The 23331-nt window shown below is 64.5% G+C and carries 21 protein-coding genes; 17 read left to right on the top strand and 4 right to left on the bottom strand.

Features of this window, described 5'->3' with window-relative positions; all coding sequences use genetic code 11:
• Positions 1-117: 117 nt before the first annotated feature.
• The 9 genes from Azoinq_RS10425 to Azoinq_RS10465 all read left to right on the top strand — a co-directional run bounded on the left by Azoinq_RS10425 (position 118) and on the right by Azoinq_RS10465 (position 11143).
• Positions 118-1836, top strand: coding sequence for a putative bifunctional diguanylate cyclase/phosphodiesterase (locus Azoinq_RS10425; protein WP_216129338.1), 1719 nt, complete (start codon positions 118-120; stop codon positions 1834-1836).
• Entirely contained in the window at positions 1833-4796 is a 2964-nt protein-coding gene (locus Azoinq_RS10430) for a PAS domain-containing protein (RefSeq protein WP_216129336.1), read from the top strand. The genes Azoinq_RS10425 and Azoinq_RS10430 overlap by 4 nt, the downstream gene beginning before the upstream one ends.
• A 64-nt stretch (positions 4797-4860) precedes the next feature.
• A complete protein-coding gene (locus tag Azoinq_RS10435) occupies positions 4861-5307 on the top strand; it encodes a response regulator (RefSeq protein WP_216129334.1) in 447 nt (148 codons plus the stop codon).
• Between the two features lie 55 nt (positions 5308-5362).
• Positions 5363-6010 (top strand): DedA family protein, encoded by a 648-nt coding sequence (locus Azoinq_RS10440; protein ID WP_216129332.1) that lies wholly within the window; start codon positions 5363-5365, stop codon positions 6008-6010.
• A gap of 19 nt (positions 6011-6029) precedes the next feature.
• Positions 6030-6812, top strand: a complete 783-nt coding sequence (locus Azoinq_RS10445; protein ID WP_232368460.1) for a hypothetical protein — start codon at positions 6030-6032, stop codon at positions 6810-6812.
• Positions 6809-7456 (top strand): phosphoribosylglycinamide formyltransferase, encoded by a 648-nt coding sequence (gene purN, locus Azoinq_RS10450; RefSeq protein WP_216129330.1) that lies wholly within the window; start codon positions 6809-6811, stop codon positions 7454-7456. Before Azoinq_RS10445 ends, purN begins: the two co-directional genes overlap by 4 nt.
• Before the next feature lie 4 nt (positions 7457-7460).
• Positions 7461-8480 (top strand): DUF3108 domain-containing protein, encoded by a 1020-nt coding sequence (locus tag Azoinq_RS10455; RefSeq protein ID WP_216129328.1) that lies wholly within the window; start codon positions 7461-7463, stop codon positions 8478-8480.
• Positions 8477-9823, top strand: coding sequence for an RsmB/NOP family class I SAM-dependent RNA methyltransferase (locus tag Azoinq_RS10460; protein WP_216129326.1), 1347 nt, complete (start codon positions 8477-8479; stop codon positions 9821-9823). Before Azoinq_RS10455 ends, Azoinq_RS10460 begins: the two co-directional genes overlap by 4 nt.
• A 12-nt stretch (positions 9824-9835) precedes the next feature.
• Entirely contained in the window at positions 9836-11143 is a 1308-nt protein-coding gene (locus Azoinq_RS10465; RefSeq protein WP_216129324.1) for a mechanosensitive ion channel family protein, read from the top strand.
• A 254-nt stretch (positions 11144-11397) separates the two neighbouring features.
• On the opposite strand, the gene dut is transcribed toward Azoinq_RS10465, so the two are convergent.
• Both dut and coaBC read right to left on the bottom strand, forming a co-directional pair.
• Entirely contained in the window at positions 11398-11850 is a 453-nt protein-coding gene (gene dut, locus Azoinq_RS10470) for a dUTP diphosphatase (RefSeq protein WP_216129322.1), read from the bottom strand.
• A gap of 32 nt (positions 11851-11882) precedes the next feature.
• Positions 11883-13127, bottom strand: a complete 1245-nt coding sequence (coaBC, locus tag Azoinq_RS10475; RefSeq protein WP_408627064.1) for a bifunctional phosphopantothenoylcysteine decarboxylase/phosphopantothenate--cysteine ligase CoaBC — start codon at positions 13125-13127, stop codon at positions 11883-11885.
• 53 nt (positions 13128-13180) lie between these two features.
• Between coaBC and radC the strand changes: the two genes are divergently transcribed.
• From radC to Azoinq_RS10515, 8 genes are all read left to right on the top strand, one after another.
• A complete protein-coding gene (gene radC, locus Azoinq_RS10480; protein ID WP_216129320.1) occupies positions 13181-13858 on the top strand; it encodes a RadC family protein in 678 nt (225 codons plus the stop codon).
• A gap of 167 nt (positions 13859-14025) precedes the next feature.
• Positions 14026-14259, top strand: coding sequence for a 50S ribosomal protein L28 (rpmB, locus tag Azoinq_RS10485; protein WP_216129318.1), 234 nt, complete (start codon positions 14026-14028; stop codon positions 14257-14259).
• A gap of 11 nt (positions 14260-14270) precedes the next feature.
• Entirely contained in the window at positions 14271-14426 is a 156-nt protein-coding gene (gene rpmG / locus Azoinq_RS10490; RefSeq protein WP_216129316.1) for a 50S ribosomal protein L33, read from the top strand.
• A 163-nt stretch (positions 14427-14589) separates the two neighbouring features.
• Positions 14590-14814, top strand: coding sequence for a PP0621 family protein (locus Azoinq_RS10495; protein WP_216129315.1), 225 nt, complete (start codon positions 14590-14592; stop codon positions 14812-14814).
• Positions 14804-16426 carry a two-component system sensor histidine kinase NtrB gene (locus tag Azoinq_RS10500; RefSeq protein WP_232368461.1) on the top strand — a complete coding sequence of 541 codons (1623 nt, stop codon included), beginning with the start codon at positions 14804-14806 and terminating at the stop codon, positions 16424-16426. The genes Azoinq_RS10495 and Azoinq_RS10500 overlap by 11 nt, the downstream gene beginning before the upstream one ends.
• Positions 16414-17769 carry a sigma-54-dependent transcriptional regulator gene (locus Azoinq_RS10505; RefSeq protein WP_216129311.1) on the top strand — a complete coding sequence of 452 codons (1356 nt, stop codon included), beginning with the start codon at positions 16414-16416 and terminating at the stop codon, positions 17767-17769. The genes Azoinq_RS10500 and Azoinq_RS10505 overlap by 13 nt, the downstream gene beginning before the upstream one ends.
• Position 17770: 1 nt before the next feature.
• Complete coding sequence (ampD, locus tag Azoinq_RS10510) at positions 17771-18400, top strand: 1,6-anhydro-N-acetylmuramyl-L-alanine amidase AmpD (protein ID WP_216129309.1); 630 nt, start codon at positions 17771-17773, stop codon at positions 18398-18400.
• Positions 18401-18865: 465 nt separating this feature from the next.
• Positions 18866-19837, top strand: coding sequence for a hypothetical protein (locus Azoinq_RS10515; protein WP_216129307.1), 972 nt, complete (start codon positions 18866-18868; stop codon positions 19835-19837).
• Positions 19838-20064: 227 nt separating this feature from the next.
• On the opposite strand, the gene Azoinq_RS10520 is transcribed toward Azoinq_RS10515, so the two are convergent.
• Positions 20065-21225, bottom strand: a complete 1161-nt coding sequence (locus Azoinq_RS10520) for a pyridoxal phosphate-dependent aminotransferase (protein ID WP_216129304.1) — start codon at positions 21223-21225, stop codon at positions 20065-20067.
• A gap of 128 nt (positions 21226-21353) precedes the next feature.
• A complete protein-coding gene (locus Azoinq_RS10525; protein ID WP_216129302.1) occupies positions 21354-23201 on the bottom strand; it encodes a phosphoenolpyruvate carboxykinase (GTP) in 1848 nt (615 codons plus the stop codon).
• Between the last annotated feature and the right edge of the window lie 130 nt (positions 23202-23331).

The following is a 23331-nucleotide window of genomic DNA, read 5'->3' on the forward strand; positions in this document are numbered from 1 at the left end:
GGGGCGGCAAGGGCAAAGAAAGGAATTATAGCCGCAGGGGGCGGCGTGAATTGGTTTCCCGGCTGCCCGGTGCTTGCGGCTATAATCTTCCGAACGTCATGTACTGAACGGAAGTCCATGCTTGGAGACCCTGCCGCGCTAGGCCCCCTGCGCGTCCTCTTTGTTGATGATTCGGAATTCGACGTGGAATTGGCCGTGGGCGCTCTGCGCCAGGCTCAGCTCACGGTGGATTGGACCCGGGTGGATACGGCCGCGGGCCTGGAGTCCTGCCTGGCCCGGGGCGCCTGGGATGCGGTGGTGTGCGACCACAATATGCCGGATTTCGATTCGGTGAGCGCCCTGTCCCTGTTGAACGCCCGGGAGACGGACATCCCCTTTCTCATTGTCTCCGGCATGATCCCGGACGGGGTGGCCATCGAGGCCATGCGCCTGGGGGCTCGGGATTTTCTCAGCAAGGACCAGCTCAACCGGCTGGCCCCGGCCCTGCGCCGGGAGGTGGGGGAGGCCCGCAATCGCCACGCCCTGCGCCAGGCCCAGGCAAGCATTGACCACCTGCTCCATTTCGACGCCCTGACCGGGGTGGCCAACGGGGATTCCCTCCTGGAACATCTGGATCAGCGTCTGGCGTGCACCCCCCATCAACCCTTTTCTCTGGTGCTGGTGGATTTCAACCGCTTCCGCAAAATTATGCGGGGCCTGGGGGTGGTGGTGGGCAATCGGGTGCTGCGGGCGGCGGCCCAGCGTTTGGCCGCCCTGCTGGGCCCCGACGACTTCATCGCCCGCCTGTCCGGCGACCGCTTCGCCCTGATTTTTGCGGGGGCCGCCGAGGCGGCCGGTTGCCACGGAGCGGTGACCCGCATCCAGGAAATTTTCCACCAGGGGTTTACGGTGGATCAGCACGAGCTGTTTTTCACCTGTTGCATGGGGGTGGTGCCCTATCCCAGCCACCACGGCTCTTCTTCCCAGTTGATCCAGTGGGCGGAAGCGGCCCTGGACGTGGCCAAGCAGGCCGGTCCCGGCCAGGTGCGGGTCTATGAAAGCCATATGGGGGGGCGGGATCAGGGCCGGGTGGTGCTGGAAACCGAGCTGTACCACGCCCTGGTGAATCAGGAATTCGTCCTCTATTACCAGCCCCAGACCTCCCTCTCCGATGGCCGTCTGGTGGGGGTGGAAGCCCTGCTGCGCTGGCGCCATCCCAGCCGGGGCCTGGTGCCTCCGGGGGAATTTATCCCCATCCTGGAAGAAACCGGGCTCATCGTGCCCGTGGGGGAATGGGTGCTCACCGAAGCCTGCCGCCAGAGCGTGGCCTGGCGTCGCCAGGGGGTGGGGCCTTTCCGGGTGGCGGTGAACCTTTCCGCCCTCCAATTCCAGCAGCCCGGTTTGGCGGAACGGGTGGGAGAAATCATTCTCCGGGAAGGGGCCCGGCCCCAGGATATGGAACTGGAAATCACGGAAAACGTGGCCATGAATAACGAAGAAGAGGTGCTGGCGACCCTCATGCGCCTGAAAGCCATTGGCGTGGCCCTGGCCATCGACGATTTCGGTACCGGCTATTCTTCCCTGTCCTATCTCCAGCAGTTTCCCGTGGATCGGCTAAAAATCGACCAGTCCTTCGTGCGCGGTGCGGCGGCGGGGGAATCCATGAAACTGGCCCGGGCCATCGTTGCCCTGGGCACCAGCCTGGGACTGGAAACCATTGCGGAGGGGGTGGAAACCCGGGAACAGGCGGAGCGTCTGGAACGCTTCGGCTGCGCTCTGGCCCAGGGCTTCTGGTTCGCCCGGCCCATGCCCCCGGAAGCCATCACTGCCCAATGGCAGGAGCGCCTCGCCTCATGAGGCGCTGGGCCCCCCTGATCCGCTGGGGTATGGGGCCCTGGGTCGTCCTGCTGCTCCTCTGCTGGAGCCTGGGGGCCCAGGCCCTGTCCTTGAGCCCTGGGCAAAGCCAATGGCTCAAGGACCATCCGGTGCTGCGCCTGGGGGTGACGGACCTGCCGCCCCTGTTGCTGCGGGATAAGGCGGCGGGACGCTACGTGGGCCTTTCCATGGATCTGCTCCGGGCCCTGGAGACGCGCCTGGGGGTGCGCTTCCAGCCCGTCTATTACGCCAATCTCCAGGAGCAGATGGAGGGGGCCCGGAAGCGGGAGGTGGATGTGCTGGCGGCGGTGGTGCCGAGCCGGGAGCGGAGCGCCTACCTGAATTTCACCGACCCCTATGTGAATCTGGACAACAAAATCCTGGTGCGGCGGGATTCGGGCCTGCGGGATTTGACCTTGGCCCAGCTGCGGGGGCGCAAGATTTCCCTGCTGGCGGGCAGTTCCACGGAAGAACGCCTGCGCCGCCTGGGCTACGGCCCCTCCCTGGTGCCCGCCCCGGATGCGGTGAGCACCCTGACCAAGCTGGCCTTCGGGGAAGTGGATGTGGCCATTCTGGATCTGGCCCGGGCTTCCTACTTCATCCAGCAGGAAGGCCTGTCTACCCTGGAAATCGGTGGCAGCGCCGAACTGCCCGTGGTATTTGCCCTGGGCAGCCGGAATGACTGGCCCGAGCTGAGCCCCATCCTGCAACGGGCCCTGGACGATTTCCCGGACCAGGACCGGCAGGTGATCCAGAACCGCTGGCTCAATCTGGGCGGGGTGGATCGGGAAACGGTGGAGCGCTGGTGGTTGTGGGGCGGCACGGCCTTCGCCGGGGTGCTCCTCCTCCTCGGCCTGATCCTGCTCTGGAACCGCACCCTGCGCCATCAGGTGGAGACCCGGACCCGGGAGCTCCACGCCCGCATGGCGGATCAGGAGCGGGTGGATCAGGAACTGCGGGAAAGCGAAGCCCGTTTCCGGGATCTGGTGGAACTGTCCTCCGACTGGTGGTGGGAACAGGACGCCCAGCTGCGCTTTTCCTTTCTCTCGGACAATTCCCGGCTCAAGGGCCAGGTGCCCATCGACTATTACCTGGGCAAAACCCGGGGAGAACTGGGGGTCCAGGGGGTCACCGGGGAGGAACTGGCCCGCCATGAGGCGGATCTGGCCGCCCGGCGGCCCTTTGTGGATTTCACCTACCGCTTTCGGGGCCAGGACGGGGCCTACCACTGGTATAGCGTCAGTGGCCGCCCCCTGCTGGACCGGGAGGGGAATTTCTTCGGCTACCGGGGCGTGGCCCGGGACATTACCGGGGAACGGGAAGCCCAGCTGGCCCTGGCGGCCAGCGAACGGCAACTGCGGGGCCTCTTGGACAGCACCGAATCCTTCCTGGGCCTGCTGGACCCATCGGGAGTGATCCTGGAGGCCAACCGTTCCTTCCTGGCGGGCAATGGCCTGGACCGGGCCCAGACCGTGGGGCGGCGGGCCTGGGAAGTGGGCTGGTGGAGCCAGGTATCCGCCTCGGCGGAACGCCTGCGCCAGGGGGTGGAGCGGGCCGCCGCCGGGGAAACCGTGCGCTATGTGGCCGAATTCCCCGATCTCCAGGGCAATCCGGGCTGGCTGGATTTTTCCCTCACCCCGGTGCGCAACGAGGCGGGCCAGGTGACCTGCATCATTCCCGAGGGCCGGGACGTGACCGAGCGCCACCGGGTTCAGCTGGCCCTGGAGCTGCTGGTGAAAAATACGGCCACCGTCTCCGGAGAAGCCTTTCTCCGCTCCCTGGTAGGCAATCTGGCCGATCTCTTCAACGCCCGGGCCGTGTTTGTCAGCCGCCTGGGGGATGAGCCGGACCGGGTCCGCACCCTGGCCTACTGGTGCGATGGCATGGTTCAGGACAACCTGGTGCTGGATACCAGCGCCTCCCCCTGCCAGGCGGTGTTGGAGGAGGGGCCGCTCCTGGTGGCGGACGGGGTGCTGGAGCGCTATCCCCATTCCGCCTTCCTTTCCAGCCTGGAAGCCCGCAGCTACCTGGGGGCCCCCATCCTGGGCACGGACCAGCGGCCCTTGGGGGTGCTGGCGGTGATTGACGACCGGCCCCTGGCCCTGGCCTCCGATTTTCTTCCCCTGCTGGGCCTGTTTGCCCTGCGGGCGGGGATGGAAATGGGGCGCATGGATCACGACGAAGCCATCCGTTCCCTCAACGGGGAACTGGAACGCCGGGTGGCGGAACGCACCCGCCAGCTGGAATCCGCCAATCAGGAGCTGGAAGCTTTTTCCTACTCCGTCTCCCACGATCTGCGGGCGCCCCTGCGCCATGTGGCAGGCTTCGTGGAGCTGCTGGGGGACGATCGGGGCAATCGCCTCACCGGGGAAAGCCTGCGTTACCTGGGCATCATCACCGACGCGGCCCGGCGCATGGGGGAACTGATCGACGGCCTGCTGGCCTTCTCCCGCATCGGCCGGGCCCAACTCCATCCCGGCCCGGTGGATGTGAATAAGCTGGTGGCCGAGGTGCGGGACGAACTGTCCGGGGAAGCCCAGGCCGGGGAGGTTGTCTGGCAGGTTTCCGATCTGCCCCAGGTGTGGGCCGACCGCACCCTGCTGCGCCAGATCTGGACCAATCTCCTGGCCAATGCCCTGAAGTATTCGAAAAACCGCAGTCCGGCCCGCCTCTGGGTGGATGCCATGCCCGGGGAAAAGGAATGGGTGTTTCGGGTCCAGGATAACGGGGTAGGATTCAATATGAAGTACGTGGCCAAGCTGTTCGGCGTTTTCCAGCGCCTGCACAGCAGTGTGGATTTTGAAGGCAACGGTATCGGTCTGGCCAATGTGCGCCGCATGGTGGAACGCCACGGTGGCCGGGTGTGGGCCGAAGGGGCGCCGGACCAGGGCGCCAGCTTTTATTTCTCCCTGCCCCGGCGGCCAGAGGCAGAAGAAGCCTGATCCCGGGGTGATTAAGCCCCCGGCCTGCCCTGGATGGGGCAGCGGGGGATGACGGAGGGTGATCATGGAACTGAAGCGTATTCTGTTGGCGGAAGACGATCCCCGGGATGTGGAACTGGCCCTGCAAGGCTTGGACGCCTCCCATCTGGCCAATGAAGTGCAGGTGGTCAATGACGGGGAGCAGGCCCTGGATTACCTCTACCGCCGGGGCGCCTTTGCCGACCGGCCGGAAGGCCTGCCCGCCCTCATACTCCTGGATCTGAAAATGCCCCTGGTGAGCGGTCTGGAGGTGCTCCAGGCGATCAAGCGAGACCCGGTCCTCCACTCCGTGCCCGTGGTCATGCTCACTTCCTCCCGGGAAGAACTGGATCTGGAAGAGGCTTACCGCCTGGGCTGCAATGCCTATGTGGTGAAGCCGGTGAAATTCCGGGATTTCATTGAGGCGGTGAAGTCCCTGGGCCTATTCTGGGCCGTGCTCAACGAGCCGCCCCGGGGTTCCCTGCGCAAGTAAGGTAAAATCCCGGCTTCATCCCTTTCCGGCGGCTCTGCCGAGCCGCCGTCCCGCCATGGATTTGCTCAGCGCCTTCATCGATATCGTTCTGCACCTGGATGTGCACCTTTCCGCCCTGGTGGTCCAGTACGGCCCCTGGATTTACGCCATCCTGTTTTTCATCATTTTTGCCGAAACCGGCTTTGTGGTGACCCCCTTCCTGCCCGGGGATTCCCTGCTGTTCGTGGCGGGGGCCCTGGCGGCCATCGGCGACATGTCCCTGGCCCTGCTCCTGGTGGTGCTGTCCCTGGCCGCCGTGCTGGGCAACAGTCTTAATTACGCCATCGGCCGCTGGCTCGGGCCCCGGGTGTTCCAGTGGGAAAACTCCCGCTTCTTCAATAAGGACGCCCTGCTCAAGACCCACGCCTTCTACGAGCGCCATGGGGGCAAAACGGTGATCCTGTCCCGCTTCCTGCCCCTGTTCCGTACCTTCGCCCCCTTTGTGGCCGGGATCGGCGCCATGAGCTACCTGCGCTTCGGCCTCTTCAACCTGATCGGCGGCATCAGCTGGGTGGGGGCCTTGACCCTGGCTGGCTACTGGTTCGGTAACCAGCCCTGGATCAAGCAAAACCTCACCGCCGTGATTCTGGGCATTGTGGTGGTGTCCCTCCTGCCCGCCCTGATCGGCTACCTGCGCCATCGGGCGGCCTCCCGGGCCGCCTAGGCGGGCCATGGCGGCGGGCGTGCCCTTTCCCTCGGTCGGCCCACGGCGCCCTGGCTGGCTTTGGCGCTGGTGCCTGGGGGTGGCCCTGGGCCTGCTCCTGGGCCAGCTCTGGGGCTGTGCCACCCGTAGCGGGCCCGACGGCCATCAGGAAAGCCGCTTTGATCCCCGGGCCCTGGCCAAAACGGACATTGACCGGGTGGCGGAAATCGACCAGCGGGAGGTCATGAGCGGTCTCCATCGCCTGGCGGAAAAACTCTACCGGCGTAATCCCCGGGAGTGGAAGAAGGCCAACCAGACGTCCCTAGAAGGGGCGGTGGAGCGGATTTTCTTGACCGTTCCCCGGCCAGGCGGCGAGGACCCCTGGCCCGAACTGGAGGGGCGGCGGGAAGGCAAGGCCGCCTCCCTGGCCTTCCGGGAGGATTATCATGGAGACCGGGTGCTGGCCCTGATGGTGGGGCTGGTGACCATGGCCCGGGCGGCTTTCGAGAACAAGACGGAATTTTTTCTTTTCGACAGCCTCAATGCCCAGAAGCTTTACAACTCTGCCCGCAACCTGGAAATCGCCTCCTGGCGCCTGAACCATTCCCGGGACGGGGCCGGGGAACTGTTCCTGCTCAGTAACGATCTGGACGGTGCCAGCCGCAACCTGTCCTTTGAGCGGGAAATGGGGCGCATGATTGCCCTCCTGGATTTTCTCGCCCTGGTCATGGAAGACAAGACCGGGCGCACCGTCAATCAAGTGGCCCAAAACCTGGCGACGGCCGTGTTTCTCCCCGTCGCCGCCTTAAGTCCGATCAAATGAAGAAAAACGTCGTTATCCTGATTTCCGGCCGGGGCAGCAACATGGAAGCCCTCCTGACGGCCGCCGCCGATCCTGCCTATCCCGCCCGGGTGGCGGCGGTACTGAGCAACCGCCCCGATGCCCGGGGCCTGGCCACGGCCCAGGCCGCCGGGGTGCCTGTGGCGGCCCTGGACCACAAGGCTTACCCGGACCGGGAGGCTTTCGACCGGGCCCTCATGGAACGCATCGACGCCTTTGCCCCGGATCTGGTGGTGCTGGCGGGCTTCATGCGCATTCTTTCCGAAGCCTTCGTGGTCCATTACGCCGGGCGCCTGATCAATATCCATCCTTCCCTGCTGCCCGCCTTTCCCGGCCTCCACACCCACCAGCGTGCTCTGGAAGCGGGCTGCCGCATCCACGGCTGCACGGTCCATTTCGTCACCCCGGCCTTAGATCACGGCCCGGCTATTATCCAGGCCGCCGTGCCCGTGTTGGATGGTGATGACGAGGACCGTCTGGCGGCCCGGGTGCTGGCCCAGGAGCATCGCATCTACCCGGCGGCGGTGCGCTGGTTTGCGGAAGGTCGCCTGACCGTGGCCAACGGTCGGGTGCTGCGGGTCGGCCCGGCGGAGGAGGGGGCGCTACTTGCGCCGTCTTTGGACTAAACCCGTGATTAGCCCGAAGCGGGCTCTGGGACTGGCGCTGTTCCTGTCCCTCCTGGTCCATCTGGGGCTCCTGTTCGGGCCCCAGGTGGACTTGCCGTCCCTGTTGGACAATCGGACGCCACCCCTGTCCGCCGAACTGCGCCAGCCTCCCAAGCCCCTGCCGCCTCCGGTACGGCGCCATCGCCTGCCGCCGCCCCATCCGGCGCCAGCCCCGGCCCCCCAGCCCGTTAGCGCTCCGGCTGCTCAGGCGGAGAGCGCCCCAACGGCGGACAATGATCCCTCCTCCAAGGAGGTCTCAGAGGGTGGGGCCACCAAGACTGGCCCGGCGGCGGAGGGGAGCACGTCCGCCGCTCCTTCGTATCTGCTGCCGGAACCGGCCGGGGACGTGAATCCCCGGCTGCCCAAGAGCGGCAGCATCCGTTTTCTCGTCTCCCGGGGGGTGCAGAAATTCGAGGTGGGCCAGACCACCCACCGCTGGAAAATCCAGGATGGCCACTACCGGCTTACCGGGGTGACGGAGACCACCGGTCTGGCGGCGGTTTTTCACCCGGCCAAAATCACCTACACCAGTGAAGGCAAGGTGACGGCGGAGGGGCTCCAGCCCGAGCATTTCAGCGTCAAGCGCCACGGAGAAGAAAGTCAGGAAGGGGCGGAATTCGACTGGGGGAAAAATCAGGTGGCGGTGCAGCATGGCGCCCCCGTGCCCTTGCAGCCCGGTTCCCAGGATTTCATCAGCTTCTATTACCAATTTGGCTACCGGCCCCTGGCGGGGGGGCGGGATGTGATGGTGGCCACCGGCAAGAAATACGACCGTTTCCACTTCCAGGTGGTGGGTACGGAGGACCTGGACCTGCCCCAGGGCAAAATTAGCACGGTGCACCTTAAAATGACGGGGGACAGCACCATGGAAATCTGGCTGGCCCAGGATTATTACCTGGTGCCGGTGAAAATCCGTTATATCGACCGCAAGGGTGACCTGTACGATCAGATCGCCTTCGACATCAATCTGCCCAAAGAACCATGAAAAATACCCCTGCCCTGGCGCCCGCCCTGTTTAAACATGCCGCCGCCGTACTTGGCCAGGTGCTGGAATTCCAGCATCCCGCCGATGCGGTGCTTTCCCACTATTTCCGGGCCAACCGGACCCTGGGGCACCGGGACCGGGGCTTTGTCGCCGAGGCGGTGTTTGCCGTGCTGCGCCGCCGCCGTACCCTGGAATTCCTCAGCCGTCCCGAGCCCACCCCCCGGCGTCTGTTGCTGGCCCTGCTGGCCTGCCTGCGGGGGGAAAACCTGCGCCAGCTGGAAGGCCTGGCCCAGGCTTCTGAACAGGCCTGGCTGGGTCAGGCCAAGGGGGAATGGGCCAGCCTGCATCATCAGCTGGAACAGCCCGGTGGGGCGGAGAATGGGGCTCCGGAAGGGGCGTCGCCGGAGCTGGCCCAGCTTTCCCCGGCGGCCCGCCTGGATTTGCCCGATTGGCTCTATGAGCGCCTCTGCGCCCAATGGCCGGCGGCTCAGGTGGCCGCCCTGGCCCAGACCATTAACCAGCCCGCCCCCTTGGATCTGCGCGTCAATCCATTGAAGGCCACCCGGGACGGGGTGCTGACCCGTCTCGCAGCCGATGGCATCGGTGCCCAGCCTACCCCCTATTCCCCCCTGGGCCTGCGCCTGGAGGACAAGCCCGCCCTATCTCGTCATCCCCTGTTCCTGGACGGCAGTTTCGAGGTCCAGGACGAAGGCAGCCAGCTCCTCGGCTATCTGGGGGCCCCCAAGCGGGGAGAAATGGTGGTGGATTTCTGCGCCGGGGCGGGGGGCAAGACCCTGCTGCTGGGGGCCCTCATGCGTTCCACCGGGCGCCTCTACGCCTGCGACGTGTCGGAAAAGCGTCTGGCCAATCTGAAACCCCGGCTGGCCCGCTCCGGCCTCTCCAATGTTCACCCCATGCGTTTGGAACATGAGCATGACGCCAAGCTCAAGCGCCTGGCGGGCAAGGCGGACCGGGTGCTGGTGGATGCCCCCTGTTCCGGCCTGGGCACCCTGCGCCGCAATCCGGATCTGAAATGGCGCCAGTCCCCCGAGGCCCTGGCGGAGCTGAACCAAAAGCAGGCCGCCATTCTGGCCGCCGCCGCCCGTCTGGTGCGCCCCGGCGGCCGTTTGGTCTATGCCACTTGCAGCCTGCTCCGGGAAGAAAACGACGGGGTGGTGGACGGCTTCCTGGCCGCCCATCCGGATTTTGCCCCCGTGTCCGCCGCCGCTATCCTGGACAAGCAGGGCATCCCCGTCCCGGGCCTGGGGGAACGGTTCGCCCTGGTGCCCCAGGTACACGGCTGCGATGCCTTTTTCGCCGCCGTCCTGGAACGTCGCAGTTAAGAGGAGAGGGCCATGGAATTGCCTGCCATGCTGGCTGACATTCTGGACGACCTGCAACAGCCCAATGTGTTCTGGCAGGTAGCCTGTCTGGCCGTTTCCCTGTCCCTGGCCGGCTGGCTGGCCTATGCCTTGCGATCCCGGGTGCGGGGCGCCCAGGAGGGCAACTGGCGGGTAGGACGCCGGGGGGTGGCCCGTCTGCTATTCCCTGCCTTCGCCCTGGCCTTCGTGCTGACCCTGCGGCCCCTGCTGCGGCCCTACATGCACGTCAATCTCTTCAATCTGGCCGTGCCCCTGCTCCTTTCCCTGGGCATGATTCGCTTGGTGGTCTATATCCTGCGCCAGGCCTTTGCCCCTTCCGGCTGGCTGGCCGTCTCCGAGCGTTTCATCGCCCTGGTGGTGTGGGGGGCGGTGGCCCTCAACATCGTCGGTTTGGACGACGGGGTCATCGACCTCATGGAGCAGGTGAGCTTCAGAGTGGGGCGCCAGGAACTGAATCTGTGGATGCTGCTCCACGGCCTAGTGACCATCTTCGTCACCGTCCTGGCCGCCCTCTGGCTGGGGGGGCTGGTGGAAGGGCGCCTGATGCGCACGGAACAGCTGGATTCCTCCCTGCGGGTGGTTCTGGCCCGGGTGGTGAAAGCCCTGCTGACCCTGGTGGCCGTGCTCATCAGCCTTTCCCTGGTGGGCATCGACATCACCACCCTGTCCGTCTTCGGTGGCGCCCTGGGGGTGGGCCTGGGCTTTGGCTTGCAGAAAATCGCCAGCAACTACGTGTCCGGCTTCATCATTCTGCTGGACCGCTCCATCCGCCTGGGTAATCTCATTACCCTGGATGCGGGCACCACCGGGGTGGTGACCCAGATCACCACCCGCTACACCGTGCTCCGGGCCCTTTCCGGCATCGAGCACATCATCCCCAACGAGTTTTTTGTCGCCAACGTGGTGCAAAACCAGTCCTTTACCGACACCCGGGTATTTATCAAGACGGCGGTCCAGGTGGGTTACGGCTCGGATATGGAACAGGTGTTGGATGTGTTGGTGGAATTGGCCAAAGCCCATCCCCGGGTGCTCCAGGACCCGCCCCCCCGGGCCTATCTGGTGAATTTCGCCGACAGCGGGGTGGATATGGAAGTGGGCTTCTGGATCAACGATCCGGACCAGGGCACGGGCAACATCCGCTCCGACATCAACCTGTCCATCTGGAAGCGTTTCAAGGAATTGGGTATTGAAATTCCCTTCCCCCAAAGGGAGGTCCGCCTCCTGGGCAGCGCCCAGGTGCAACTGGCGGGGGCCTCCGGGGCGGAGCGAAACGCCGGATAAAGGCGGAGCCAGGCGCTGCCAGGGTTGGGAGAGGTAAGTGGGCTTTGTGGCGCCCCGGGAATCGGAGCGCTGGCCACCTTGGGAAGGTGGTAAGGGAAGGGCGGTGAGGCGCCTGATGGGGATTGATCGGGCGGTTTTTTGAACCGAGGAACCGGTTCTCCGGAGAGCGGGGCCTGCCCCAGGGTTTTATCCCCTGGGGCAGGCCCCGGGTAGGGTTGGGGAAGAGCCGGAACCCGGTCCCCCCGCCCCCCGGGTCAGTGTTTCCCCGTGCTGCCGAAGCCCCCGGTGCCCCGGTTGCTTTCCTCAAACTCGCTCACCAGATTGAAATTCACCTGGAGCACGGGAACGATGACCAGCTGGGCGAGCCGGTCCATGGGATTCAGCACAAAAACTTCCTTGCCCCGGTTCCAGGTGGAGACCAGGATTTCCCCCTGATAGTCCGAATCGATCAGACCCACCAGATTACCCAGCACAATGCCGTGTTTATGCCCCAGGCCGGAGCGGGGCAGGATCATGGCCGCCAGGCCCGGGTTGGCCAGGTGAAGAGCGATGCCGCTGGGAACCAGGATGGTTTCCCCTGGGTGGATGTGTACCGGGGCCTCGATACAGGCCCGGAGATCCAGACCGGCGGAGCCGGGGGTGGCGTATTGGGGGGGCAGCTGGCGCAGCCGTTCGTCCAGGATTTTGACGTCAATAGAGGGCTTCATCGGAACTCCGTAAAGGGGGGGCGGATCGGGGATTAAATCCGGACCGGGGCGGCCAGCAGTCCGGCCAGGTGGGCGACGATCTGGGCCGCCAGCCGGGCCTTGCTGGCGGGGGCTAGGGGGTGGGCGCCATCCCCATCGAACAGCACCACCTTGTTTTCTTCGCCCCCAAAGGCATCGCTGAACAGATTGCCCACCACCAGGGGCAGGCGTTTCTTTTGCCGCTTGGCTTCTGCGTAGGCCTCCAGATTTTCGCTTTCCGCCGCAAAGCCGACGCAGAAGGGAGCGTTAGGCAAGGCCGCTACCTCCGCCAAAATGTCCGGATTTTTGACCAGATTCAGGGTCAGGTTTTCCGCCGTTTTCTTGATTTTCTGGGGGGCGGCCTGTTCTGGCCGGTAGTCCGCCACGGCGGCCACGGCGATGAAGACCTGGGCTTCTCCCACCCGGGCCAGTACCGCTTCCCTCATTTCCCGGGCGCTGCCCGCAGCAATCCGCTCCACCCCCAGGGGGCAGGGCAGGTTTGTTGGGCCGGAAACCAGGGTGACCTGGGCCCCCGCCTGCTGGCAGGCCCGGGCCAGGGCGTAGCCCATGCGCCCCGAAGACAGGTTGGTGATGCCCCGCACTGGATCGATGGCCTCGTAGGTGGGCCCGGCGGTGAGTAGCACCCGGCGCCCGGCCAAATGCTTGGGTTGGAAAAAGCCCACCAGGGCCTCTTTCAGGGCTTCTGGCTCCCACATGCGGCCGTCACCCACTTCGCCGCAGGCCTGGGGCCCGGCGTCCGGGCCCAGAAGCACCACCCCGTCCTCCGCCAGCTGGGCTGCATTGCGCTGGGTGGCCGGGTTTTCCCACATCTGCCGGTTCATAGCCGGAGCCACCAGCAGGGGACAGTTACGGGCCAGGATCAGGGTGGAAAGCAGGTCATCGGCCCGACCCTGGGCGATTTTCGCCAGCAGGTCGGCGGAGGCAGGAGCCACCAGAATGGCGTCCGCCTGACGGGACAGGTCGATGTGGGCCATGTTGTTACCCACCCGGGCGTCCCACTGATCCACGAATACGGGCTGACCGGACAGGGCCTGGAAGGTGACCGGAGTGACGAAATGGGTGGCGGCGGCGGTCATGGCCACCTGGACCTGGGCCCCGGCCTTGATCAAGAGGCGGACCAGTTCCGCCGCCTTATAAGCGGCGATGCCGCCGCTCACCCCTAGCAGGATGCGCTGCCCGGTCAGTTCCCCGATGGGGGAAAGGGAGGCGGCAGGCGTCTGGAATAATTCGTTTGTCATTAAATCGAAAGCTCGCGCTAGAATGGCGAATCCCCCGATTCTACTGGAAAGCCATGGCAATTACCGACTGGCCGGAAGCGGAGCGTCCCCGGGAACGGCTGCTGCGTCACGGCGCCGCCCATTTGTCCGACGCGGAACTGTTGGCTATTTTTCTGCGGGTGGGGGTGCGGGGCAAAAGCGCGGTGGATCTGGCCCGGGACCTGTTGCACCGCTTTGGCGGCCTGACCGGACTGTTTGCCGCCGAACGCCCCGCCTTCGCCCAGGTGCCCGGCATGGGGGACGCCAAATACGCCCAGTTGCAGGCAGTTCTGGCCATGGCTCGGCGCGCCATGGGGGAGGCCATGAGCCAGCGGGCCGGGCTGTCTTCCCCGGAAACGGTACGGGATTATCTGCGTCTGGCTTTGGCCCAGCGTCCCCAGGAAGTGTTCCTAGCCCTCTGGCTGGATGCCCAGAATCGCCTGCTCCTGGCGGAAGAATTGAGCCAGGGCACCCTCACCCAGACTTCCGTTTACCCCCGGGAAGTGGTGAAAGCCGCCCTGGCGCACAATGCAGCCGGGGTTATTTTTGCCCACAACCATCCTTCCGGGGTGGCCGAACCCTCCGGGGCCGACCACCAATTGACCCGGGCCCTGAAGGACGCCCTGGCCCTGGTGGAGGTGAAACTGCTGGACCATTTCATCGTCGCCGGCACGGCGCCGCCCCTATCCTTTGCGGAGCGGGGCTGGCTTTGAGGCGGGGCGGACGGAGGGTAAAATCCACCGGTCACTCCCTCCAGCCTATTGGATCAGGGCGGTATCGGTGTTCCTTCCCCAGGGAAAAGCGAAAAAACGCTTGAAATTCATCCGGATTTTAAAGTAGAATCACCGGCTTTCCATTCCAAGTTTCCGGAGCAACAATCATGGCGCGAGTATGCCAAGTGACGGGCAAGGCCCCCATGGTGGGAAACAACGTTTCCCACGCTAATAGAAGAACCAAGCGCCGCTTCCTGCCGAATTTGCAATACCGCCGCTTCTGGGTGGAAAGCGAAAACCGCTGGGTGCGTCTGCGCGTTTCCAACGCCGGTCTGCGCATCATCGACAAAAAGGGTATCGACGAAGTCCTGGTGGACCTGCGTGCCCGTGGCGAGATCTAAGGAGATAGGCCATGCGTGAAAAGATCAAGCTGGAGTCCACCGCCGGTACCGGACACTTCTACACCACCACCAAGAACAAGCGGACCAAGCCGGAAAAGCTGGAGATCAAGAAATACGATCCCAAAGTCCGGAAGCACGTGGTCTACAAGGAAACCAAGCTGAAGTAAGCCCCCTGGCTTGGCTCAGAAAAAACCCGCCCTATGGCGGGTTTTTCTTTATGGGCTTCCGGCGAAGGGTGGAGGCACCAGGTTCGGGCCTTTGGGCCCGGGACAGGTTCTGGGTTATGCTCAAAGGCTGTGTTATTGGGACAGCCTAGGACGGGCTGAAGGTATGGGACGACTGATTTTTTGGGGATTGGTGGCTTTTCTGCTGTGGCGCTGGTGGAGCCGGCGCCGTCCGGCCGTGGCCCGGGCGCCTCAGGCCCTCCGGGAAGGGACCATGTGTCAATGTGACCATTGTGGCGTGTATTTCCCCGTGGAAGAGGCGGTGCAGGCCGGTCCCCGACATTACTGCTGCCCGGCCCATCGGCTGGCGGATGAAGCCCGTGGCCGCTGATTACCTGCCGTCGGACGGGCCCACGGGGCCGGAGGCGGCCGGGGTGAGGGAGTCCTACTGGCGCTCCCTGCACTACTACAATCTTTACCGTTGCATCGTCGCCAGCCTCCTGCTCCTTTCCCCGGATTTCCGTCCCTTTGATTTTGATCTGCTGACCCAGGGCAGTCGGGAGCTGTACCAGTACGGGGTGGGCTTTTACTTCCTCTGCACCCTGTCCGCCTTGTTGGTGCTCAACCGCTGGCGGCACCGTTTCAGCCTGCAACTCACGGTCCAGGTGTTGCTGGATGTGGGGGTGATGACCCTCCTCATGTACGCGGGCAATGGCCCCAAGGGGGGCTTGAGCGCCATGTTGCTGGTCTCCCTGGCGGGGGCCGGGCTGGTGGGCCAGGGGCGCATGGTGCTGTTTTATGCGGCGGTGGCTACCCTGGCCCTGTTATTCGAACAGGTGCTCCAGGCCCTGCAAAGCCACTTTGACCCCATGAGCTTTTTTGAGGCCGGGCTTTTAAGCGCGGGGTTTTTCACCACTGCCGTTTCCGCCCGCCTGCTGGCCCGGCGGGTAGTGGCCAATGAGGAACTGGCCTGGCGCCGGGGGGTGGAACTGGGGAACCAGATCCAGATTTCCCAACGGGTAATCCAGGAAATGCAGGACGGGGTACTGGTGGTCTCTCCCGCCGCCAATGTGCGTTTGCATAATCCCCAGGCCGAGGCCCTCCTGGGGGTGCCCCAGGGGTATCGGGGCAGCCTCCAACCCTATGGGCCGGACCTTTATCAGCATTTTCTCCAGTGGCGCCAGGGCCGGGGGGAAGGGGCGGTGGAACTGGTGGCCCCCGCCACGGGCAAGCAACTCTTCGCCCGCATTCTATCCACCGCCAGTAGCGAGGGGGATGCCCTGGTGCTGCTGGAGGATATGGACCGGCTCCAGGAAGAGTCCCAGCAGCTTAAGCTGGCGGCCCTGGGGCGCCTTACCGCCAATATCGCCCACGAAATCCGTAATCCCCTGTCCGCCATTAATCATGCGGGGGAACTGCTGGGGGAAGGCTGCGCCAATGAGGTGGATCGGCGCCTAGTACGCATCATCCTGGATAACGCCGGGCGCCTGGAACGGATTGTTCGGGATGTGTTGGAAGTGGGGCGGCGGGACCGGCGCCATGAGGAATGCCTGGATATTTCCGCCGCCCTGCCCCTGTTTGCCGAGGAATTTGTGTCCCGGGAAGGGCTGGATCCGGCGGTGCTGCTGGTGAGCTGTCCGCCCGGAGTGATGCTGGGCTTTGATCGGGCCCACCTCAATCAGATTCTCTGGAATCTCCTGGCCAACGCCCTGCGCCACAGCCGCCGGGAGCCGGGCAGTGTGCGCCTCTGGGCCGTGGCCAATGGCACCGACGGGGTGGAAATCCATGTGGCGGATGACGGCCCGGGGGTTAAGCCCGAGTTGGCGGAACAGATTTTTGAACCCTTTTTTACCACCCATAATCAGGGGACCGGCCTGGGTCTGTATATTGCCCGGGAACTGGCGGAGGCCAACCGGGCCCGCCTGGAACTGGTAGATGACGGGCCGGGCCAGGGTGCCCACTTCCGTCTCCTGGGGAGGAGTCACAAACTATGTCAGTCGTAAAAGGGGAACGGCGTTCCCGGGGAGAATTGCAGCGGGTGCTGGTGGTGGATGATGAGGCGGACATCCGGGAGCTGCTGGACCTGACCCTGTCCCGCATGGGCTTGGCGGCGGATTGCGCCGGTACGGTGGGGGAAGCCCGGGAGCTGTTGGCCGCCCATCCTTACCAGCTATGCCTCACGGACATGCGTTTGCCCGACGGGGAAGGCCTGGAGCTGGTGCGCCTCATCGGGGAGCACTACAGCGCCACGCCGGTGGCGGTGATCACCGCCTTTGGCAGTGCCGAAAACGCCGTGGCGGCCCTGAAGGCCGGGGCCTTCGATTACCTGGCCAAACCCGTGGCCCTGGATCAGCTGCGCAGCCTGATTAAATCAGCCCTGGAAATTCCGGGGCAGCCTGCCGCCCTGGCGGCGGAAGGGGGCCTGATCGGCGCTTCCCGAGCCATTGGGGAAGTGCGGGAAATGATCGGCAAACTGGCCCGCAGTCAGGCCCCGGTCTACATTTCCGGGGAATCGGGGAGCGGCAAGGAACTGGCCGCCCGCCTTATCCACCAGCAGAGCAACCGGTCCGAGGGGCCCTTTGTGCCGGTAAATTGCGGCGCCATTCCGGAAAATCTCATGGAAAGCGAGTTTTTCGGCTACCGCAAAGGAGCGTTCACCGGGGCGGAAGGGGACCGGGAGGGCTTTTTCCAGGCCGCCAGCGGGGGCACCCTGTTCCTCGACGAGGTGGCGGATTTGCCCCTCTCCATGCAGGTCAAGCTGCTGCGGGCCTTGCAGGAGAAAAAAGTGCGCCGCATCGGCGCTACCGGGGAAGAGGCGGTGGATGTGCGGGTGATTTGCGCCACCCACAAGGATTTGCAGGCCGGGGTGGCGGCGGGGAGCTTCCGCCAGGATCTCTATTACCGGCTCAATGTGATTGAGCTATTCATGCCCCCCCTGCGGGAGCGACCGGAGGACATTCCGGATTTAGCCATCGCCATCCTGGCCCGTCTGGCCGGGTCGGGCCAAACGCCCCATCTGGACGCCAGCGCCATGACAGCCCTGAGCCGCTATGCCTTTCCCGGCAATGTGCGGGAGCTGGAAAACGTGCTGGAGCGGGCCTTGGCCCTGCACAACGGCCAGGCCATTCTGGCCGACGATTTGCGCCTTTCCCGGGACGACGGGGAGGCGCCGGAAGGCCCGGACCTGGCAGCGGAAACCCTGGATGCCTATCTGGCCCGGGTGGAGCGCCAGGCTATCGGGGAGGCGGTGGCCAAAACCCAGGGCAACCGCACGGCGGCGGCCCGGCTGCTGGGGGTGACCTTCCGTTCCCTGCGCTACCGCATGGAACGCCTGGGGATGGACTGACATGGACAAGTCACAAGCGCCCCGTGAGGCCCCCGACTGGCAGTGGGATGGGGCGGGCTGGCTGGAGGGGGTACGGCATACCCCTTCCCCCAATTTCGATCTTCGCCCGGAGGGGGGCCGGGTGCATCTGGCCGTGGTCCATTCCATCAGCCTGCCTCCGGGGGAATTCGGTGGCCCCTGGGTGACGGATTTCTTTACCAACCGGCTGGACCCGGCCGCCCATCCCTATTTTGCCCAAATCCACGGCATGGAAGTGTCATCCCACTTTTTCGTACAGCGGGACGGCCAGGTGGTCCAGTTCGTCTCCTGCGATGCTCGGGCCTGGCACGCGGGAAAGTCAGAATGGCAAGGGGTTTCCCGCTGCAACGATTTTTCCGTGGGCATTGAACTGGAAGGCTATGACAGCGACCGCCAGGGCTTTACCCCGGCCCAGTATGGGAGCCTCAACCGCCTCCTGGGGGCCCTTGCCCGGCGCTACCCCCTTACGGGAGTGGCGGGCCATAGCCACATTGCTCCGGGGCGGAAAAACGATCCCGGGCCCTGCTTCGACTGGACTCGGGTTTACGAAGCTTTTCCCGATTTGATCTATCCGGAAGTCCTGTTTACCGAGAAAATCCTTGCCCCCAGATAAAGGGCCCCCTAGAATTAGCCGAATTTCATATCTGGCACACAACATTTAGTGGTTGCTGCGTGGTGAATTCCTCCACCGTTCTTCTTTGGCGCCCCCGTAAGGGCTCGGCGCCCATCCGCCCCCGCTCCCTGGGGGCCAGGCCTGCGCCCGTTCTGGGCGCCCGCTGACGGAGGCCGGGAAATGATCCGTCTTTTCCCGCCTGTTCCTTTCCCGGAGCTTTTCCGTCTCCGCCGCTTTTCCCTGGTATTCCCCGTTTCCTTGAGGTCCTGTTCTCCCATGGGGGGAGCGGATGTGCTTTGGCCTTTGGGCCCGGTGTTCGACGCCGGATCTGGGCCTTGTTTTTCCCATTCTTTGCCGCCGTCCGGGGACGACGGCATGAATGATCCGCGCCGCTTTGGCCGGGTCGGACAGTGGGTGTCGGTCATACGTTTTCGAATCCGGAAAATCTGGAAAAGGAGGTAGTTCATGGCAGCAAAAAAAAGCAAAAGCGATGGGGATAAGGAAAAGAAATCCCTGACCAAGGCGGCGAAGGTGGAAAAAGCGGAAAAGGGGGATAAAACCCCCGCCAAAGCCGCCACCAAAAAGGCGGCCACGGCGGCGCCCAAGAAGGTAGAGAAAAAGGCGGAAAAGAAAGCCGAGGACAAAAAGGCGGTGAAAAAGGCGGACAAGCAGGAAAAAGCACCGAAAGGGGAAAAAGCGGCCAAAGCCCCCAAGGCGGAAAAGCCCGCCAAAGCGGTGAAAGCTGCCAAATCCGCCAAGCCCGCCAAGCCCGTGGCGGCGGCCAAGGTAACGGAAGCCGCCAAGGCCCCGGTGAAGGCGGTGAAAGCCGCTCCGGTGAAAAAAGCGGTAACGGCCAAAGCGGCTCCCAAGCCCGCTGCCAAGGCCGTGGCAAAACCGGCTGCCGCCAAGGCTCCGGCCAAAGCGGCGAGCAAGGCTGCCCCTAAACCTGCTGCCAAGGCCGCTGTGACCAAGGCTCCTGCTACCAAAGCCAAAGCCCTTGGCAAAGAGGCCCCTGCCGCCAAGCCTGCCAGTAAGGCCAAGGCGGTAACTCCGGCCAAAAGCGCGGCTAAACCGGCGCCAAAGCCAGTCGCTAAAGCAGCTCCCAAGCCGGCGGCTAAGAGTGAAGTAAAGGCAGCCCCCAAGGCTGCTACCAAGGCCACTCCCGCTAAAGCTCCGGCGGGGAAAAAGGCCACTCCAGCCAAGGCGGTGAGCAAGACGGCCAAGGCCCCTGCTCCGGCCAAGGCGCCCGCTGCGGCCAAGAGTGCTGCTCCCAAGGCGGCTAAGGCTGCTCCAGCTGCGAAGAAAGCCGGGGAGAAAAAGCCCGCCAAGGCGGAAAAGGCGGCGACGCCTCCTTCCACTGCCGCTGCTCCGGGCCGCAAATCCGTGCTTAACCCGGCCGCTGCCTGGCCCTTTCCCTCCGGCTCCCGGCCGAAGTAAGGGGGAACGCTCCTGACAAAAAAGCCTTTCCCTCGGGAAAGGCTTTTTTTATGGGGGGGCCGAAGCCTTCGTTGCGGAGGCTGGATGGCTCGATGATTGGGGAAAGGGGCGGGCGGTGGGGCGGGTATGCGGACCTTTTTACCCCTCAAGCCCTGGGGGGAACGGAGCTAGGAGGTAAGAGGACCGGCTAAATCCGGGCTACCGCCCGGATTCTGATGACTCCCGTCCTATCGGCCGAGAAAGCGCCGGATGCGGGCGACTCCTTCCAGGAGCCGCTCCCGGTCCGCCGTGTAGGCTAGGCGTATGTGGCGAGCCGCCTGGTGCTGGCCGAAGTCGATGCCGGGGGTAACGGCCACCCCCCCTTCTTCCAGCAGATTCCGGGCAAAGCTGAAGCTGTCGTCCGTAAAGGCGCTGCAATCCGCGTACAGGTAGAAGGCGCCCTGGGGCTGGGTGGCTAGGCGGAATCCCGCCTCCTGCAGGGCGGGCATGAGGGCGTCCCGGCGCAGGCGGAATTGCTCCCGGCGGGCTTCCAGGATGGCGATGGTTTCGGGCTGGAAGGCCGCCAGGGCAGCGTGTTGGGCCGGGGTGGAGGCGGCAATGAAGAGATTCTGGGCCAGCTTCTCCACGTCCCGGACAAAGCGGGGGGGCATGACCAGCCAGCCCAGGCGCCAGCCGGTCATGTGGAAGTATTTGGAAAAGCTCTGCACCACGAAAATATCTTCTCCCTGGGCCAGGGCCGTGGGGGCGTCCAGGCCGTAGGTGAGGCCGTGGTAAATCTCATCCACGATGAACTGTCCGCCCCGCTGGCGGATGAAATCCGCCATGGTGCGGAGCTGATCGGCGCTGAGCAGGGTGCCCGTGGGATTGGCGGGGGAGGCGAAGAGGGCCCCGTCCGTACGGGGCGTCCAATGGCGTTCCAGGTCTGCCAGGGTCGGTTGGTAGTCGCTCTCCGGGCCCACCGGGATACTTACCGGCACGCCCTCGAAGGCCCGAATGAAATGGCGGTTGCAGGGGTAGCCCGGATCGGTGACCAGCCATTCCCGCCCGGGGGTGGCCAGACAGGCCAGGGCCAGGGTGAGGGCACCGGAAGCCCCGGCGGTCACGGCAATGCGTTCCGGTGCCACCGTAACCCCGTAACGGCTCTGGTAGAAGCCCGCGATGGCTTCCCGCAGCTGGGGCAGGCCCAGGGCCGGGGTGTATTGCACCTGACCCCGGCTCAGGAAGTCCTGGGCGGCGGCCAGGATGGGGGCGGGAGTGGGAAAGTCCGGTTCCCCCACTTCCATATGCACGATGTCCCGCCCCTGGGCTTCCAGTTCTCGGGCCCGGGAAAGGAGTTCCATGACGTGGAAGGGGGCGATGTCGGCGAGGCGGGGGGCGGAGGCAAGCATGGGCGGACAGCGGTCCGGGATGGACCCGGGCAAAGGATGGGAAAGGGGGAGAATTTTACTCCCCCGGGGCTGGCTCCATGAAAAAGCCGCCCCGGAGGGCGGCTTTTGAGGGGAAGGGAAGACGGAGATCAGACCGCCGTCTTGTCCAGACCCAGTTCGAACAGTTCCCGCTTGATGGCCAGTTCCCGGGGCAGACGGTCGCCCATTTTGTCGAACCATTCTTTGTGGGAGGCCAGTTCGGTCTTCCAGGCATCCCCGTCCACCGTGGTCAGGGCGTCGAACTGTTCCTTGGAAATATCCAGATCGGTCCAGTCGATGTCGCTGAACTTAGGCATCCAGCCCAGCACGGTTTCCTTGGCGCCAACCTTGCCTTTGACCCGTTCGATGATCCACTTCAGCACCCGCATGTTGTCGCCGAAGCCGGGCCACATGAATTTGCCGTCCTGATCCACCCGGAACCAGTTCACGCAGAAAATGTGGGGCGTGTGTTCCACCACGTGACCCATCTTCAGCCAATGGTTGAAGTAATCGCCCATGTGGTAGCCGCAGAAGGGCAGCATGGCGAAGGGGTCGCGGCGCACCACGCCTTGCTTGCCGGCGGCCGCAGCGGTGGTTTCGGAACCCAGGGTGGCGGCCATGTAGACGCCGAAGTTCCAGTTGAAGGCTTCATAGACCAGGGGCACGGTGGTGGCCCGCCGACCGCCGAAGATAAAGGCGGAGATGGGCACCCCTTGGGGATTTTCCCAGGCCGGGTCGATGGACGGGCATTGGGAGGCGGGGGCGGTGAAGCGGGAGTTGGCGTGGGCGGCCTTGCGACCGTTTTTGCCGTCTTCCGGGGTCCAGTCCTTGCCTTGCCAGTCGATCAGATGGGCCGGGGCTTCCTTGGTCATGCCTTCCCACCACACGTCCCCGTCATCGGTGAGGGCCACGTTGGTGAAAATCACGTTCTGACGCAGGGTGGCCAGGGCGTTGAAGTTGGTCTTTTCGGAGGTGCCGGGGGCCACGCCGAAGAAGCCGGCTTCCGGGTTGATGGCGTAGAACTTGCCGTCTTTCCCGGGCTTGATCCAGGCGATGTCGTCACCGATGGTGGTGATTTTCCAGCCGTTGAAAGTCTTGGGCGGGATCAGCATGGCGAAGTTGGTCTTGCCACAGGCGGAGGGGAAAGCCGCCGCCACGTAGGACTTTTCGCCTTCCGGGGATTCCACGCCCAGGATGAGCATGTGTTCGGCCAGCCAGCCTTGGTCCCGGGCCATGTTGGAAGCGATGCGCAGGGCAAAACACTTCTTGCCCAGCAGGGCGTTGCCACCGTAACCGGAACCGTAGGACCAGATTTCCCGGGTTTCCGGGTAATGGACGATGTACTTGGTGGTGGGGTTGCAGGGCCAGCGGGAATCTTTTTGCCCGGCTTCCAGGGGAGCGCCCACGGAATGGACGCAGGGCACGAAAGTGCCGTCGCTACCCAGCACGTCGAAGACGCCCTTGCCCATGCGGGTCATGATGCGCATGTTGGTTACCACGTAGGGGCTGTCGGTCAGTTCGATGCCGATGTGGGCGATGGGGGAACCCAGGGGGCCCATGGAGAAGGGCACCACGTACAGGGTGCGGCCCTTCATGGCGCCTTGGAAGAGGCCATTCAGCGTTTCCCGCATCTTGGCCGGTTCTTCCCAGTTATTGGTGGGGCCCGCATCTTCCTTCTTGGCGCTACAGATGAAGGTGCGGTCTTCCACCCGGGCCACGTCGGAGGGATCAGAGCAGGCCAGGTAGGAGCCGGGGCGCTTTTCCTGGTTGAGGCGGGTCAGCATGCCCGCTTCCACCATCTGATTGCACAGCCGGTCGTACTCTTCCTGGGAACCGTCGGCCCAGTAGACGGCTTCAGGCTGGGTCAGGTTGGCGATGTCCGCGACCCATTGTTTGATCCCCTCATGTTTGACATAGGCGGGGGCGTTGATGTTGGTGATGGTAAACGTGTTGCTCATAGCTTCCGAATCTCCTAGTTCTAGGAATATTTAAGGAAACGGGTGACACGGGGAGACATCCCAGGATGGGCGGCTAGCAGGGAGGCGCCAGGGATGTTCGGCAAGGGCGGTTGAAACTTCCGTCGCCCTA

The sequence above is a fragment of the Azospira inquinata genome (assembly GCF_018905915.1).
GTDB lineage: Bacteria > Pseudomonadota > Gammaproteobacteria > Burkholderiales > Rhodocyclaceae > Azospira > Azospira inquinata.

Coding starts and splice junctions, on each gene's coding strand:
- radC (WP_216129320.1), top strand. CDS start 13,181: ATGGCAATTACCGACTGGCCGGAAGCGGAGCGTCCCCGGGAACGGCTG.
- Azoinq_RS10465 (WP_216129324.1), top strand. CDS start 9,836: ATGGAATTGCCTGCCATGCTGGCTGACATTCTGGACGACCTGCAACAG.
- Azoinq_RS10435 (WP_216129334.1), top strand. CDS start 4,861: ATGGAACTGAAGCGTATTCTGTTGGCGGAAGACGATCCCCGGGATGTG.
- Azoinq_RS10505 (WP_216129311.1), top strand. CDS start 16,414: ATGTCAGTCGTAAAAGGGGAACGGCGTTCCCGGGGAGAATTGCAGCGG.
- Azoinq_RS10460 (WP_216129326.1), top strand. CDS start 8,477: ATGAAAAATACCCCTGCCCTGGCGCCCGCCCTGTTTAAACATGCCGCC.
- ampD (WP_216129309.1), top strand. CDS start 17,771: ATGGACAAGTCACAAGCGCCCCGTGAGGCCCCCGACTGGCAGTGGGAT.
- Azoinq_RS10520 (WP_216129304.1), bottom strand. CDS start 21,225: ATGCTTGCCTCCGCCCCCCGCCTCGCCGACATCGCCCCCTTCCACGTC.
- Azoinq_RS10515 (WP_216129307.1), top strand. CDS start 18,866: ATGGCAGCAAAAAAAAGCAAAAGCGATGGGGATAAGGAAAAGAAATCC.
- Azoinq_RS10440 (WP_216129332.1), top strand. CDS start 5,363: ATGGATTTGCTCAGCGCCTTCATCGATATCGTTCTGCACCTGGATGTG.
- dut (WP_216129322.1), bottom strand. CDS start 11,850: ATGAAGCCCTCTATTGACGTCAAAATCCTGGACGAACGGCTGCGCCAG.
- rpmB (WP_216129318.1), top strand. CDS start 14,026: ATGGCGCGAGTATGCCAAGTGACGGGCAAGGCCCCCATGGTGGGAAAC.
- purN (WP_216129330.1), top strand. CDS start 6,809: ATGAAGAAAAACGTCGTTATCCTGATTTCCGGCCGGGGCAGCAACATG.
- Azoinq_RS10425 (WP_216129338.1), top strand. CDS start 118: ATGCTTGGAGACCCTGCCGCGCTAGGCCCCCTGCGCGTCCTCTTTGTT.
- Azoinq_RS10495 (WP_216129315.1), top strand. CDS start 14,590: ATGGGACGACTGATTTTTTGGGGATTGGTGGCTTTTCTGCTGTGGCGC.
- rpmG (WP_216129316.1), top strand. CDS start 14,271: ATGCGTGAAAAGATCAAGCTGGAGTCCACCGCCGGTACCGGACACTTC.
- coaBC (WP_408627064.1), bottom strand. CDS start 13,127: ATGACAAACGAATTATTCCAGACGCCTGCCGCCTCCCTTTCCCCCATC.
- Azoinq_RS10525 (WP_216129302.1), bottom strand. CDS start 23,201: ATGAGCAACACGTTTACCATCACCAACATCAACGCCCCCGCCTATGTC.
- Azoinq_RS10430 (WP_216129336.1), top strand. CDS start 1,833: ATGAGGCGCTGGGCCCCCCTGATCCGCTGGGGTATGGGGCCCTGGGTC.